The following is a 14,887-nucleotide window of genomic DNA, read 5'->3' as shown; positions in this document are numbered from 1 at the left end:
AGAGATGACGTAGCGTCGGCGGTCCTGGAGGCCGCCCCCAAAGTGAGCACAGGCACCGATGAGCACACAGATTGAAGACCTGTTGGGAACCTGGGACTACGAGCACCGGACCACGCTGGAGGTGCTGGCGGCGATACCGGAAGGGCACAACGATCAAACGGCTGTTGCGCAGAAAGGCTGGACGCTGGGAGGACTGATCTGGCACATCTGCATTACCGAGCGCTGGTTCTGCGCGGACATCATGGGGGCGGTCCCTGCGGGAGAGAATGCGGTGCCGATGGATGCGCCGCCGCCAACGGTCGCAGAAATGACGGCGGCATTCCGTACATCACATGCTTCCTTACTGGAAGCGACGCTCGGCAAGCAGGAGGCGTGGATGGGCGAGACGGTGAATTTCTACGGAAAGCCGTGGAAACGCGTGGAATTAATGCACCTGATGTTCCGGCACGAGGCCCATCACCGTGGCCAGATCAGCATCTTGATGATGCTTGCCGGCGGTCAGCCGCCCACGATTTACGGCGAGCCCGGGATCAATCTGGAAGATGCCGGTTGACCCGGCCGGTGCCCTGTGACGGTAGCGCATCGCAGAGCGCCGGAAAAATCAACGGGTTCCCGATCGTGTAGAGCGGCATCTCAACCGAGGAAGCGCACGACCGCCTCGGAGACGATATCCAGTTGCTCGAGTTGGGGGATATGTCCTGCATCTTCGACAAGCAAGGCCGACGCATCGGCGATGCGGCCTACAAACTCCTGCGCGTAAAGCGGGGGAATCAGACGATCCTGCTTTCCCCACACCACCAGGCTAGGAGCGCAGATGCGGTGCATCCTGCGACAGAGCCCTTTCTCGGGGATGGGCCATGTGAACTTGCTGACGCAGGCCTTGGCCCAGGTTTGCCGGATTACGGCTTGTAGCGCTTCCTCGCGGTCGGTGGGCGGCGAAAACATGATTTTCCCCACCAGGCCGTATGGCTGGGCGAGTGTCCATGCGGGAAGCTCTTCGGTCGGAATCGACCACCAGTTCGGGATGGGATGATCGTCTCGCCAAAGCCCGGCAGGGGCGATCAATACGAGGCGTCGGATGCGCCGACGGCACTGGGCTGCCAGCTCTGCAGCGAACATACCGCCGACCGAATGACCGACAACAGCGACCGAGTCCAGCTGCAGCGCGTCGATCAGCTCCTCCAAGTACAGGGTCAAGTCCCAAACGTCGCGCAGTTCGTTGATTGCGGCCTCGGAGCCGGGACTGGTACCCGGGAAGTCCGGTGCGTAGACAGTGAATCGACGTGCGAGACGTTCTAGGAAGGGATCCCATTCACCAGTCTCGCCATGCAGGAACAGCACTGGCGGACCGTCCCCCTGGACATCGACACGAGTCTGGATCCGGCCATTCCAGGCCAGTACCACGCGTTGCTCGATGGTCATGCGCTTATTCCTGCAGGGGAGGCGCGATCAAACGGCGGCCGACGCGTTGCCCGCAGTTTCTCCGGCCACCAGTGGTTCTCCCATCCTTGGTCGTCCCAGATGTCGCGCAGGTACGGAAGAACCTCGGTGCAGAAAAGTCGAATATTCTTAAGCGTCAATTCGTGCGACATCGAGCCGATCTGTAGCAATACCATCAGGTTGCCTACGCGTAGCGAGCGTACCGACTCGGCAAGCTGCTCACGCACAGTGGCCGGGCTGCCCGAGATGACCAATTGGTTATCGACGAAATCGCGAAACTTGAACTGAGGGATCTTCGATCGCACGCTTTGCACCTGTGACACCTGGCTGCGAATGGTATTCACCATGGAGGCATAGTCCTGATGGCCCGGTGGCGTGAACTCTGGAGCAACGTGCTGGGTCTTGTCGTAGAAGTAGCGTATGTGTTCGTAGTAGTCCTGTTCTGCCTGCTCATCGGTCTCCGATACAGCGACGAGCTGCAAAAACCCCGTCCGATAGGGATTGGCATCGTGCCCGTTCTTGCTGACGAACTCCCAGTAGCGGTCCATCACGCTCTTGCCAAAGCGGATGCCATGGTAAGACAGGAAGCAGTAGCAATAATCGTGTTGCGCAGTGAACTCCCAGGTACTGAGGCTGCCACTGCCGGGAACCCAAATGGGTGGGTGCGGCGCCTGAACCGGGCGTGGCCAGAGATTGACCATGGGTAGCTGCGTGTACTTGCCGTTCCAGGCGAACGGCTCACGCTCGCTCCAGGCACGCAGGATCAGATCATGTGCCTCGTAGTAGCGTTCGCGTTGCTCCAGCGGGGTGATTCCATAGCAATAGTTCACGTCGAACGGTGTGCCCAGTGGCATACCTGCCACGATCCGTCCATCACTGATGCAATCGAGCATCGCGTACTCTTCGGCAATGCGGGTAGGCGGATGGGTATTGGGCAGCGTGGCACCAAGCTGGATGCAGGCCACATCCAGCCCGGCAGTCTGCCGAGCCAGGATCGATCCCATCAGATTTGGGCTCGCGATCATTCCGTAGGCATTTTGATGGTGCTCGTTGACGCAGATGCCGTCGATGCCGCATTGCGCTGCATAGAGCAACTCATCCAGCGACTGGTTGTAGAACTGGCCGACCCGCTGCGGGGTCGTCAGTTGATGCCAAGGCACATCCACCCACACGGAGCGATAACGGTGCTCGAAGTCTGCGGGCAGGTCGCGCAACGGCATCAAATGGAACATCGAAACTTTCATCGATCACCTTGAGAATAGTCGGTGTGGTAGCCGAATGCCCTGGCTGGATGTGTCGACCGAGCCCCGGCTGGACTGCCAACCACGATACGACTACGACTCCAGTGACCAACGCATGTTGCGTGCGAAGCCGCCGTACGTATTGACCCAACCGTTGGTGAAGTCATGCACGGTGTACTCCGTTCGTCCAGGCGCATCATCACTGACAAACGTGCCGGCAGGTGGGCCGATTCGCGCGACCTGCGCTTCAACAACCTTGGGATCGAAGCGATAGAACTCCGCTGCGGTCTCACCGATCATCTTGCGGCGATCGACATCGTCGACAGTAGCGAATGCCTGTCGGATCTCCTGCCACGAATGTGGCCAGCCGCCCTCCACGTGCGGATAGTCGGCTCCCCACATCACCGTATCGACACCCAGCCGGCGTGCCTCCTGGATTTCCTCGTATGTCGCCGCAGTCGCTGCCGCAGCGCAGTTCTGCGCCCATGCATCTTTGGGAGACAGGGACAACCACTTCTTCGGTGCCCTTCCCATCCGCAGCCAGTCGTTATGGTAGACATGCTCCAGCAATTCCACGAAGTTCGGCAGCCAATCGATGCCCACTTCGGTGTAGACGAATCGTAGCTTCGGGTGTCGTACGAAGACCCCGCCGAAAATCAGCTGGGCAAGAATCCGACGCCGGAAGAAGCCCAATTCAAGGATGGCCAGCGTCTGCGACGCGACGCTGCTGCCGTAGATCTTCGGCGGATCGCCGCCGTGCGAATGGACTGCCATGCCCAGCTCGGCGCAGACCGCCCATAGAGGGTCATAGACACTCTCGTGGTAGGGCAGATAGATATCGTCCGGCGGAGGCAACACGATGCCGCGAAGTCCGGACGCAAAGGCCGCGCGAACGTCGGCTACCGCCTGCAGAATGTCGTAAGGCATGATCATCGCGACGCCTTGCAGTCTTCCGCCGCCCGCCGCGCAGAATTCCGCCAGCCAGCGGTTATGCGCCCGTGCACCGGCCGAGCGGAGCTCGGGGTCGCGAATCGGTTTCGGGTGCTCGCCGAAGAAGCCATCGAAGGGGAACGAATTGAACCCTTGCCCATCCGGAAACAGCACCTCTCCCACGACGCCCTCGGCATCGAGCTCCTTCAACCGTACATCGATATCCCATGCACCGCGGATGCGTTCCTGCATCTCCGCATTGTCCGGGTCCGAATAACGGTGCATATGTGCCTCATACATCAGCGGTACTTCGGTGGCGTTCTTTCCGGCCACCAGGAAGCGTTTGCGTAGCGCTGCCAACTGTTGGACTTCGTCGTCGAACGCCGCGTGGTATTTCCGCTCAAGATAGTCGCGATACTGAGCTGTCGGCAGTCCGGCGTGTCCATCCACGGAAATGAGGGTATAAGGCTTCATTGCTGGTATCTCCTTAGGTGAACCTGCGGCGATTCGCAAATGAGGGGGGCAGCCTGCCGATCTGGGTACTGCTGTCCCGTCCTTGCATAAACATGTCGATCTCTGACGTTCAGTGGCGGGTGAAACGGGGACTCAAGGTTAGGTAGCGTTCTGCCCAAAGCTCTTCCATGGTCGGCAGTACGATCTCAGGGGCCATGCCTGCTGCGTTGGCAAGTTGTTCGATGGAAGCGCCATCCCCCACCTGCCTGAGCAGCGCGAACAGCGGAGGCGTCAGCATCTTGCTGGCCTCACCGTTCCAGGTCGCCCGCCTGATTTCGCAGTGATCGGCGATGGTCCCATCCGGCTGCCGTTGCCGACGCTCGACCAGCCGGACATGGTTCAACAGCTGCGGGATGAGCGACGCGCGATTGGCCGCGTGTTTGCGCGTGAGGATGAAATCGCCAACGACCAGTGCTTGCAGGCCGGTCGTCAGAAAGCAGGCAATGGCATCATCAACCGAATCGACGATGGGCTCAACATTATTGTTGAACGACGTATTCAGCACGACCGGTACGCCGGTCCGTCGCCGAAATGCGTCGATCAGTCGCCAGAAACGTGGGCTATCGTCACGGGATACGGTCTGTACACGTGCGGTGCCGTCCACGTGGGTGACCGCACCCAGGAGCTCCCGCTTGTGCGGTTGCACGTTCAACACGAACGTCATGAAAGGGAACCGGGTTTCGCCTTGCGGCAACTCGAAGTAGTCTGCGGCTTCTTCCTGCAGGACCGCAGGTGCGAAGGGACGGAATGACTCCCGCGTCTTGATCATCCTGTTGATCAGGCGCTTGTTGTCCGCAGGCCTGGGATCAGCAAGAATGCTGCGGTAGCCTAATGCGCGCGGCCCAAACTCGGAGCGCCCCTGGACCCAGCCTACAACTTGTCCGGCGGCAATCAGTTCAGCGGTATCTTCTTCCACATCGCTACTCATTGTGATTTCGAGGAAATCCGACCACTCGCCCAGCACGGTCTCAATCTCCCTGTTGCCACCGATGTCAGTACCCCAACTGACACTGCGAAGACGCTGTGGAGACAGAGAGCCGCCGACCGAGCGATGGACGCTGAGCGCTGCGCCAAGCGCATTGCCGCCGTCGTGCGCCGCAGGATGCACAAATACCGTGTCAAACAAACCCGAGCGGAGGATGTTGCCGTTCATCGTACAGTTGTGCGCCACGCCGCCGCCTAGGCAGAGGTTTCGCAATCCAGTGGAAGCCCTGAAGTGTTTCAATGCGTGGAAGACCGCGCGTTCCAGCATTTCCTGCAACGCAGCGGCGAAATCCATGTGGACCTGCTCTATCGGTTCGCCCTTGCGGCGTGGCATCAGCATCTCGAACATCGTCTCGAGCAACTGTGGACGCAGCTGCCAGCTGCCTTCCGGAAGGAGCTCGCACATAGCATCGAAGCGCGCACGGAATCGTGCCGGATCACCGTAGGGTGCAAGCCCCATTACCTTGTACTCGTCAAACAACTGATAGCCAAGGAAGCCAATGGCATGCCAGTAGAAATGTCCCAGCGACTCTGGAATCGGAACTCGATGCAGCAACTCAAGGCCAGTAGGCCCTCCCTTCAGGACGAGCCCTGACTCGGTCTCGCCCTGGCCATCGATCGTCATCACGAGCGCCTCGTCCAGGCCTGACATCTCGAATGTCGCTGTCGCATGGGCAATATGGTGAGGGACGAAGCGAACTTTCTCACGCGGTACGTCCACGCCCAGATGCAGGTGCCACTGTGCCCGTAGCGCATCGATGACGTCCAGCGTGTGCGTAGCGGACGGGTTGGCAAGGTATATCCGGCGCAGCAGGCGTTCGGCGAACTGGGGGCCATAGGGGATGGCGATGTAATCCACGTCGGCAAGGGTGACACCGCCCTGGGCGAGCACGCTTCCGGCTGCCCGAAGCGGCGCCGTATACGAATGTTTGATGCGGTTGAGTCGCTCTTCCTCGATCGCGGCCACCACCTTGCCGTCTTTTAAGAGAACGGCAGAGCCGTCGTGCGTCTGTGTAGGCGAATCGATCTCGAACTCGGTATTTGGGCCACCATAAAAGCCTAGTATCAACATATGAGCTCGTAGTCCTTGCTAGAAGGTTGCACATGACCAGCGTTTGGAGCGGGAACAGACGTCATTGACGGTGCCGCCCCTAAGGCGATATGGAGATTCAATGCAGATCCAGTCCTTGGAGCGCATCGCTAGGAGCCAGAGGGCTGGGCGGTACAGACGTGTTCTTCCTGCTGCTGGCTCCACCACCAGGCAACGATGGGTGCCGATATCCATAGCAGCGCAAACGGTATCGCACTACTCAAAGCAGCAGGGTTGAGGTAGGCGACGAGCACGACGGTCGCTAGAGCGAATGCCGGCGAGACCCACATCATCTCGAGGTACTGCCGCAGCGTGTGCCCGCGCCCGGTGAAGACGATGATGGATGCTGTCCACTCCAGCAGGTGTCTGCGAGAGATCAGCATTCTGAATGTTGCGCGGGCCGCAGCATCGAACGCGTTCATTGCATTATCGACACTGAATATGAAAGGCGAAGAGCGCATCCACAGCGACGACCAAAATCCGCGTGCCATCAACCTAAAGCTGCCCGACAACAGGTTCCTTACCACTCCGATCGTGAGTCCCACCAGCGGCGGGAACCAGGCGATCATCAACAGATTGAGTGTCCATAGGCCCGGAACCGCCGAGGCGAGCCAGCCGGCGACGAAACACACAAGCGACACGATCGGAAAGAGCATCCGAACCACGTTATGGAAGATCTTCCAACGTCCGAAAGGCGATAGCGGATTCTTGACCAGCGTGGCGGACGCGTTGCGCACCCGAGGAAACAGCCATGGTATCGATTGCCAGTCGCCACGGTGCCACCGGTGGGTACGACGGGCGGCGGCATAGAAGGTGGGTGCGAAGGTTTCATGCAAGATGATATCGGTCGCGACAGCGGCTCTCACGATGCCACCCTCAAGCACGTCGTGGCTGAGAATCGTGTTCTCGGCAATGAGCCCATGCGTCAGCCGGTAGAATATCTCCACATCGTAAATGCCCTTTCCGACATAGACCGCCTGGCCGAAGACATCCTGGTCCACATCGACCACCGGCTGTTCCGAGCGGATCGCATCGCTGGTCTCGATCTCGACGGTCGAATGCAGGAATCTCTCAAGTCGGCTGGGTGCGGCATTGTCCGGCAAGGCAATCATGCCGCGAGGCTGGATGATCACAAAACCCGCTTCGATCCGCGTTCCGTCCTGGCTGAGGACAGGACGATTCAGCGGGTGACTCAGTACTGCTGCCAGTTCGCTGACCGCACCCTTCGTCAACTGGGCATTATCGTCATCCACTGTCAATACGTATCGCGTCCCGGCGACCTTATCCAGGTCGCCGTGCATCGTCTGAAAGGGCGATGCCGCTCCCACCAGGTAGGCATTCAACTCCTCCAGCTTGCCGCGCTTGCGTTCCCAGCCCATCCACATTCCCTCACCCGGATTCCAACGGCGAGGACGATGCAGCAAGACGAACCCACCGCCGTGCCGTTCGTTCATCGCCGAGATCCGTGCGCAGGCTTCATCGAGCAAGCTTGCGTCCTCGTCGTGTTGGGCCGTCGGTGCGTCGGTGAAATCGGAGAGCAACGCATAGCCTGCGTTGGCATCGCGGTTGTTACGGTACAAGCGTTCCAGCGATTGGATAAGCTTGTCGATGCCCTCGCGTGAAGTGAGCAGGCAGGGAATGACGACCAGGGTCTTGGCCGAGACCGGAACACCGGTGCTGAAGTCCATTCGCGGCATTCGGCGTGGACGCAGCCGGCGCGACAGCAGCATATTGAACCAGCCGGGGATGATGCAATGCGCGTAGAACGTCACCGCCATGGCTAGCAGCATCTTGCCTGGCCAGGGCAAGGTTATCTTGAGCAGCCAGACCGAAAGCACGCCATATGTGGCGCACAACAAAAAGGCCAGTGTGCAGTACCCGAGCACCAAGCCAGGCAAGGTACGCGTGCGCATGCGCTCCTGCAAGCTGAGTGTTGTGCCTAGTGTGCGAGCAAGTGTTGCGATACCGCCATCGGTCAGGAAATAGCCGACATGGGAGCGGCGATCAGTCGCGCCGTGACGCTGGAGGGACTGGAGCGCGAGGTCTATCGCAACGTGCGCGACCGACACCGGCTGGCGTCCTGAGCGTTGCGCCCAGGACGCGACGCGCGCTTGATAATCGCCGCGAGAGCGTTGGTCCATTTGAGCATACACGCCCATCGGGTCTCGCCGGAGAACCGCGTCGATATCCTCCCCCAAGGCCGCAGGGCTTTCGACAGCAACGTCCAAGTCCATCCAAAGACCTCCACTTATGCCTGCCAGTTGACCTTGGCAAGATGATGGTGCGCATGTGGTAAGACACAACTCCAGCAGCGGATACTTCACCAACTAGCCATCGAGCGTCAACCCATGTGGGCATCCTCGCGGCTTCTGGGACAGTCGATGTCCATTTGCCTCACGGGTAAAGCGTTTTTATGCCCTTTTTTGGTTCATTGCCACGAGGTGTGCGGTCCCTTGAGATAAGTCGCGCGCTGCGGCCCAGGCTGGTGACCTACGTAAAAAGCGTGCGACGCCTTTTCAATCTAATGCCTTGCGTGAACAGGCCAACACGTAATGGTGGATGAAACGCGCGAAATATTCAGGGCCGAAGAAGATCGGCTTTCTGGATCGCGAGCCATGTGCCTGCGCGGTGTTCGCCGGTTGCCTGTGGAGCGCCTTGAACCTGCGGACCGAGCGAAGGAAAGGCTTCCAGCACTGCTCCGTCGCATCAATGACGTCGGCGCTCGCGAAACCGGCGTCGAGGATGATCTCTTTCAGTTCTGCGGGACTTGCAACTGCATTGGCGTCGGGAATATGCGTGCGCTTCATGGTGGCAGCAGGGAGCGGGGTCATGAGAGCGTCTGAATGAACCAGCCTGCCACCCGGCTTCAATACGCGTTTTGCCTCGCGCAAGAATGTAGCACGCGTGTCGAAGTGAAAGGCGGCCTCGACGCAGAGGATGTTGTCGAAGGATGCATCCGGAAATGCCAGCCGCGTAGCGTCCATTAGCATGAAATGACAGCCGGGAGCGTTGTGGCGCGCGCGCTCAAGCTGTTGTTCCGAGACGTTGATGGCAACGACCTGGTCTGCAGCATAATGACGCAGAAGGTGGCGAGTCGAGGCACCCAGGCCGCATGCGACGTCTAGAATGCGGCCGGTCCGTTCACGGACTGGAATCAAATCAAGCAAACGCGAAACCAGGTGCTCGGATGCTTCGGATTGGGTCTGATCATCGGAGGTCCAGAAGCCGAAGTTATAGAAATCGCTGGAGCCATAATACGACTCGATTACCGCGCCTTGCATGGCCGTGTCATAACCATCAATCATGGATTTTTGCGACATCATTTCTCTCCGCCGTCCGATGAATTCCTTTCCACCATTGGCATTTCATAGCGCAAACAGTTGAGCAAAGCAATGCCGGAAGGCCGTCGCGCACCGCGAAGATGCATCGTCGCATTTATTCCGAGTGGACCCGTGTATTGCATCGTCCCACGGTTCAGCTTTCGATCCTCGAATCCAGCGTTGTGTTGCGGTGCGGTAGGAGACTTCGCCAAAACCCTGGTCGACAGTCATACCGGCAACACGGGCCTGAACTGCCATTTGATCCGTTGATGCAGATTGTGTTCTACCTGCACTGTATTACAGTACGCGCTCGTATCCCGTGGCTCGCCGGAATCGCATGGACAGTGACGACTCAAAGTCGGGCAGGCAAGGAAACCCGGTACTGCTACTCTACCGCGAGCTCTGGAAGCAGTCGGAAGGACGTCGGGGCCTTCTCGTGGCTGCGATGCTGTTGCTGGTTGCTGCACAGTTGGTGCTGCTGTTGGTTCCCTATCTGGTCGGACGGGCGTTCAATGTCCTACAGATGAAAGGTGAAGCCGGTGCCTGGCATGCAGCACTCTGGTTGCTTGCCATGTTGGGCGCGACGCTTGCCAGCTGGCTGATCCATGGCCCAGCACGCATTATCGAGCGCAATGTGGCACTTGAGGTGCGCAAGCGTGTCGCCGCTGCGTTAACAGAGCGACTCCTTGCCTTCCCGCTTTCCTGGCACGACGAGCACCATTCGGTGGCCAGTACGCACCGTGTGCAACAAAGCAGTGCAGCGCTGGGAACCTTTGCCGAAAGTCAGTTCATTTACTTGGGCAGCGCCATCAAACTCGTCGGCCCGATTGGTTTGCTGCTGATCATCCATCCGCTGGTAGGCGCCGTTGCCGCGATTGGCCTGCTGGCGATTTGTATTTCCGTTGTGGGTTTTGATCGCGCCATGCTGCGGCTTGCCATCTGCGCGAACGATGCCGAGCGCCGCTACAGTGCAACGCTGGCCGATGCGCTGGGTAATGCGACGACCATGCAGGCGCTGCGCCAGACCCGCCCATTTGTGCGATTGCTGCAACAGCGCGTGGAGGCCTTGGTCGAGCCCTTCAAGCGCATGATCATGATCAATGAGGGCAAATGGTGCGTGGTCGATATTGCAAGCAGGTTACTAAGCTGTTGTCTGGTGGGCTTGTATGCCTGGCTTGCTCTCCGTTCATCGGCAGGAGAAAAGCCGTTGATGTTGGGAGATGTCTACATGGTGTGGGAATACGCGTTACAGGCTGGAACGGTAGTTGCGTCGGTGGCAATGAATTTCCAAGTTTTCGCTACCCAGTACGCGAATTATCAGAGTGCGGATGTCATTCGGGAAATCTCAGTCAGTGAGGTCGACAGGCAGCCAGTGCCACACGTTACTTGGAAACATTGTGAGATCCGTGATGTCTTATTCCGCTTCAAAGGCGAGCGTAGCGTTACCCCTATCCTCACCGATATCCACTTGTCACTGGAGCGCGGCAAGCGTTACGCATTGATAGGCAAAAGCGGGGCGGGAAAGACCACTCTTCTGCGCATCCTTGCGGGGCTGTACGTCGCCGATCAAATCAAACTGGACCGAGGAGATGCGTATCCATCCGCTTCGCCCGCAGACGTGGCGAGGCTGCTGCGCGGCTCCACGACCTTGGTCCCTCAAGAAGTTCAGCTTTTTGAAGCTTCTCTCGCAAGCAACTTGGAAATGTGCGAATCACTCGATGGTCAGCCGGTGTGCGACGATCTTCGGCATGCACTTGAGTTGGCGGTCGTGTCTGAATTTCTATCGCCCGATGCAGATCCGATGCAGGTATTAATCGCCGAGAACGCCTCCAACTGGTCTGGTGGTCAACGCGCGCGCGTTGCGCTGGCACGAGGTATATTGGCCGCACGCGGCAGTTCGATGGTACTGCTCGATGAGCCGACGTCCAATCTTGACGCTCCTACAGAATTGATTGTTTATCGCAACTTATTCAAGCACTTTTCCGATACGTGTTTGATCGCTTCAGTTCATCGGCTAGACCTGCTCAAGTACTTTGACGAGATTTTAGTGCTGGAAAATGGCAGGCTCGTTGCGCAAGGAACAGAGGTTTCATTGGCGGAAAAATCCAAAGAGTATTTGGAGCTGCGTGCGGCGAGTTTGCGTGAATCCAGTTAAAAATATAATCAATAGTTTCAAAAATAGATTGCTGAACCGTGCCAGATACTAAGTTTATAGGATACTCGCCAAATGGATGGGATGCTGAAACGCGCGTTGGTGACGGGCGGTAGTGGCGACATCGGAGGCGCGATATGTAGGCATCTGGCATCTGCTGGATGCCACGTGATTGTTCACGCGGGTCATCATCGTAAGGCCGCCGACGAGGTCGTGGAGGGGATTGTCGCGCAAGGCATGAGTGCTAGTGCAGTGGCTTTCGATGTTACCGATTCGGATGCTGCGCGCAGGTCGATTGACGCTCTGTTGGTCGGTGGCCCTATCCAGATTGTTGTCAATAATGCAGGTGTGCATGATGATGCACCTATGGCGGGCATGTCGTATGCAAGTTGGAAACACGTCATAGATGTCTCGCTGCATGGTTTCTTTCATGTGACTCAGCCTCTTCTTTTGCCGATGGCACGCTCTCGCTGGGGCAGGATAGTCAACGTTTCCAGTGTGGCAGCAATGCTGGGAAATCGTGGACAGGTGAACTATGCAGCTGCGAAGTCTGCATTGCATGGAGCGACTAGGTCGCTAGCGCGAGAAATGGGTGTACACGGAATCACTGCAAATGTCGTTGCGCCAGGTTTGATCTCAGGGAAAATGGCGCAGGATCAGGATTTCACTCCGCAGTACTTGAGGCAAATGACACCTGCCGGCCGCGCTGGTACGCCGGACGAAGTTGCTGCATTGGTGTCTTTTTTATGTTCCGAACTCGCCGGTTACATTAACGGTCAAGTTATCGGCATCAATGGGGGGGTCGTGTAAAGATATCGGTCGCAGGGAATAAAAAAAAACCCCGCCGAGGCGGGGTTTTTAGTCACGCGTACCGGGAGGCGTCGATCAGAACTTGTAGTTGACCGAAGCGGCCAGCACGTCGCCCTTCACCTTATAGCTGCCTGCCAAGCGGTCGCCGGTGGCGCTGCGGGTGTCGCTGGTCGGGTCGCTGGTGAACAGGTGGGTGTAACCGAAGTTGTATTCGGCCTGCTGCGACGGACGCCAGCTCAGACCAAGCGAGACCCACTTGCGGCTCGCATCCGGCACGCGCACGTCGCGATGCTCTGCGGTGGTCGGAGTCTGGTCGTACGCCAGGCCGCCACGCAGGGTCAGGCTCTCGCTCATGCGGTAGTCGGCACCGATCGAGGCGAAGGTGGTGTCGCGGTAGGAGAAGTCCAGCACGCTGTCGGGCTGGTTGGAGGCGAAGTCCACGGTCACCTGGTCGAACTTGCTCCAGGCGGTGCGGGTGACGTCGGCCATGATCGACCACTGCTCGTTCACGTTGTGGGTGAAGCTGGCGGTGGCGCTGGCCGGCAGCTTGACGGTGGCGCGACCCTTGGTGTCGACGAAGGTGCCGGGTGCGGCAACGCTCAGGACTGCCGCAGCCGGACCCGGCACGGTGAAGTCGGCATCGCCATCGGTGATCTTGTGCTCCACTTCCGAGCGGTAGCTGAAGCCGATGTGGGTGTTCTCGTCGATGCTGAACAAGCCGCCCAGGGTGAAGCCCACTTCGGTGCTGTCGCCCTTGATGCGCGAGTAGCCATCGGCATTGCCCGGTGCAAAGCCCGGCACGCGGCGCGCGGCCAGCACGCTGCCGAAGTCGACCGCATTGGCCAGGTCGATATCCAGGCGCTCGGCGAACACCGAGGCACCGAAGGACACGTACGGGTTGACGTCGTAGGAGAACGCGACATTGAAGTCGATCGCCTGCAGCTCGGTCTTGGTGCCGTGGTAGCGGCCGACCCAGTTGCGGTCGTATTCGGTCTTGAAGCCGAACGGCACGGTCAGCGAGGTACCCAAGTGCATGTTGTCGTTCTCGCCGAACGGCACATGGAAATACATCGCCGGGACCGGCGCGATCATGCCGGCGTCGCCGCCATTGCCGCCGGAGACCGGGGCGCCGTTGGCGTAGGTGGCGGTGTCGGGCTGGAACTTGGCCGAGAAGCTGATGGCGCTGACGTCGGCCTGGAACAGGCGACCGTCCAGCTGACGCATGCCGGCCGGGTTGTTGGCGATGATCGAGGCGTCGTCCGGGGCGCTGCCCGAACCTGCGAAGGCGCGGCCAAGACCCTTGGCGCTGTTTTCCTTCAGCTGGAAGGCGGCGCCGTGGGCCTGGCCAACGGCCAGTACGCCGGCAATACCGACGGCCAACAGGGTGGCGCGGCTGAGAGTGGAAGCGGTAGACATAAGGTGGTGCTCTCCGGATAAAGACTGCAGTGGTCGGTACAGCGCCCGCGCCCAGCGCCAGGTGGCTGCTGGGGCGCGCCGGAGACCCCCCCCCGACATACGACGCCGTACGCAGTATACCCACCACAATTAACCGAACAATAACGAGGCACGTTTTGATCGGCTAGACAGGTTAGGGATGGGTTCAGGAGCGTGAACCCGCTAAAGTGCCACTTTCATGTTCGTCTCTCTGCCCTCCCGCAAGAAACCCACCCCGCGCTGGGCAGTGCCGTTGCTGTTCGCAACCGTCTGGCTGGCCTATCTGTGGTCGATCAGCCGGCCAGGCGAAGCGCGCAGTACGCTATGGCTGGACTGGGGCGCGCTGTCTAGCGGCGTGTCCAACTTGGGCGACTGGTGGGCGACGCTGCGCGACGGTAGCGTGCTGCGGCTGTTCACCGCGCTGTTCCTGCATGCCGACTGGTCGCACCTGCTCGGCAACCTGGTGTTCCTGCTGATCTTCGGGCTGCCGGCCGAGCGCATTCTCGGGCCGTGGCGCCTGCTGTTGCTGTTCCTGGTCGGCGGCGCGGCCTCCAACCTGGCGGCGATCTTCGCGATTGGCACGCCGGACCGGGTGATCATCGGTGCCTCGGGCGCGGTGTCGGCATTGATCGGCACCTATCTGGCACTGTTTCCCGGCGCCAAGCTGGGCGTGGTGCTGCCGCTAGGGGTGTTTCTGGAATTCATCCGGGTGCCGGCGCCGTTGCTGATCGGTGCCTGGGCGCTGCTGCAGGTGGTGTTCGCCTACATCGGCCCGGCCTTCGGCATGGTGGCGTGGTCGGCGCATATTGCCGGGTTCGTATTCGGCATCGTCTACGGGCTGTACGTGCGCGCGGCGATCGCGCGGCGACTGCGCAAACGCCACGGGTTCTAGCGCGGCGCCAGTCGGGGCAAGGCGCACCGGGCGCTGTGTTGCGCCGGCCGCGCGCTGCGTCGCTGCACGGTGGCGCGCCTA

General features: G+C 59.6%; 11 protein-coding genes. 4 read left to right on the top strand and 7 right to left on the bottom strand.

Translation table 11 applies throughout. From position 1 onward, the window contains the following. The first annotated feature begins 58 nt into the window (after positions 1–58). Complete coding sequence (locus tag FHT09_RS16515; RefSeq protein ID WP_104606193.1) at positions 59–553, top strand: DinB family protein; 495 nt, start codon at positions 59–61, stop codon at positions 551–553. An 80-nt stretch (positions 554–633) separates the two neighbouring features. On the opposite strand, the gene FHT09_RS16510 is transcribed toward FHT09_RS16515, so the two are convergent. From FHT09_RS16510 to FHT09_RS16485, 6 genes are all read right to left on the bottom strand, one after another. Further along, positions 634–1,422: an alpha/beta hydrolase gene (locus tag FHT09_RS16510; protein ID WP_104606192.1), complete on the bottom strand. Its 789-nt coding sequence runs from the start codon at positions 1,420–1,422 to the stop codon at positions 634–636. Continuing rightward, positions 1,419–2,684, bottom strand: coding sequence for an LLM class flavin-dependent oxidoreductase (locus tag FHT09_RS16505; protein WP_104606191.1), 1,266 nt, complete (start codon positions 2,682–2,684; stop codon positions 1,419–1,421). The genes FHT09_RS16510 and FHT09_RS16505 overlap by 4 nt, the downstream gene beginning before the upstream one ends. Positions 2,685–2,774: 90 nt before the next feature. After that, the gene (locus FHT09_RS16500; RefSeq protein ID WP_104606190.1) at positions 2,775–4,085 is read right to left on the bottom strand and encodes an amidohydrolase family protein; all 1,311 of its coding nucleotides are present in this window, start codon (positions 4,083–4,085) and stop codon (positions 2,775–2,777) included. Positions 4,086–4,194: 109 nt separating this feature from the next. Further along, the gene (locus tag FHT09_RS16495) at positions 4,195–6,180 is read right to left on the bottom strand and encodes a carbamoyltransferase C-terminal domain-containing protein (protein WP_104606189.1); all 1,986 of its coding nucleotides are present in this window, start codon (positions 6,178–6,180) and stop codon (positions 4,195–4,197) included. Between the two features lie 128 nt (positions 6,181–6,308). Continuing rightward, a complete protein-coding gene (locus FHT09_RS16490) occupies positions 6,309–8,432 on the bottom strand; it encodes a hypothetical protein (RefSeq protein WP_104606188.1) in 2,124 nt (707 codons plus the stop codon). A 282-nt stretch (positions 8,433–8,714) separates the two neighbouring features. Continuing rightward, positions 8,715–9,521 carry a class I SAM-dependent methyltransferase gene (locus FHT09_RS16485; protein WP_104606187.1) on the bottom strand — a complete coding sequence of 269 codons (807 nt, stop codon included), beginning with the start codon at positions 9,519–9,521 and terminating at the stop codon, positions 8,715–8,717. 334 nt (positions 9,522–9,855) lie between these two features. Between FHT09_RS16485 and FHT09_RS16480 the strand changes: the two genes are divergently transcribed. Both FHT09_RS16480 and fabG read left to right on the top strand, forming a co-directional pair. Continuing rightward, positions 9,856–11,673 carry an ABC transporter ATP-binding protein gene (locus tag FHT09_RS16480; protein WP_104606186.1) on the top strand — a complete coding sequence of 606 codons (1,818 nt, stop codon included), beginning with the start codon at positions 9,856–9,858 and terminating at the stop codon, positions 11,671–11,673. A 72-nt stretch (positions 11,674–11,745) separates the two neighbouring features. After that, positions 11,746–12,480 (top strand): 3-oxoacyl-ACP reductase FabG, encoded by a 735-nt coding sequence (gene fabG / locus FHT09_RS16475; protein WP_104606185.1) that lies wholly within the window; start codon positions 11,746–11,748, stop codon positions 12,478–12,480. A 75-nt stretch (positions 12,481–12,555) separates the two neighbouring features. Here the strand turns inward: fabG and FHT09_RS16470 are convergent, their stop codons facing one another. After that, positions 12,556–13,896 carry an outer membrane protein transport protein gene (locus FHT09_RS16470; RefSeq protein WP_104606184.1) on the bottom strand — a complete coding sequence of 447 codons (1,341 nt, stop codon included), beginning with the start codon at positions 13,894–13,896 and terminating at the stop codon, positions 12,556–12,558. Positions 13,897–14,113: 217 nt separating this feature from the next. On the opposite strand from FHT09_RS16470, the gene FHT09_RS16465 reads away from it, so the two are divergent. Beyond that, positions 14,114–14,806, top strand: coding sequence for a rhomboid family intramembrane serine protease (locus FHT09_RS16465; protein WP_104536607.1), 693 nt, complete (start codon positions 14,114–14,116; stop codon positions 14,804–14,806). Positions 14,807–14,887: the final 81 nt, after the last annotated feature.

This window comes from Xanthomonas sp. CFBP 8152, from assembly GCF_014199025.1.
Taxonomy (GTDB): Bacteria; Pseudomonadota; Gammaproteobacteria; order Xanthomonadales; family Xanthomonadaceae; genus Xanthomonas; species Xanthomonas arboricola_B.
The sequence above is the reverse complement of the archived record's forward strand: the minus strand, read 5'-3'. Positions and strand labels throughout refer to the sequence as shown.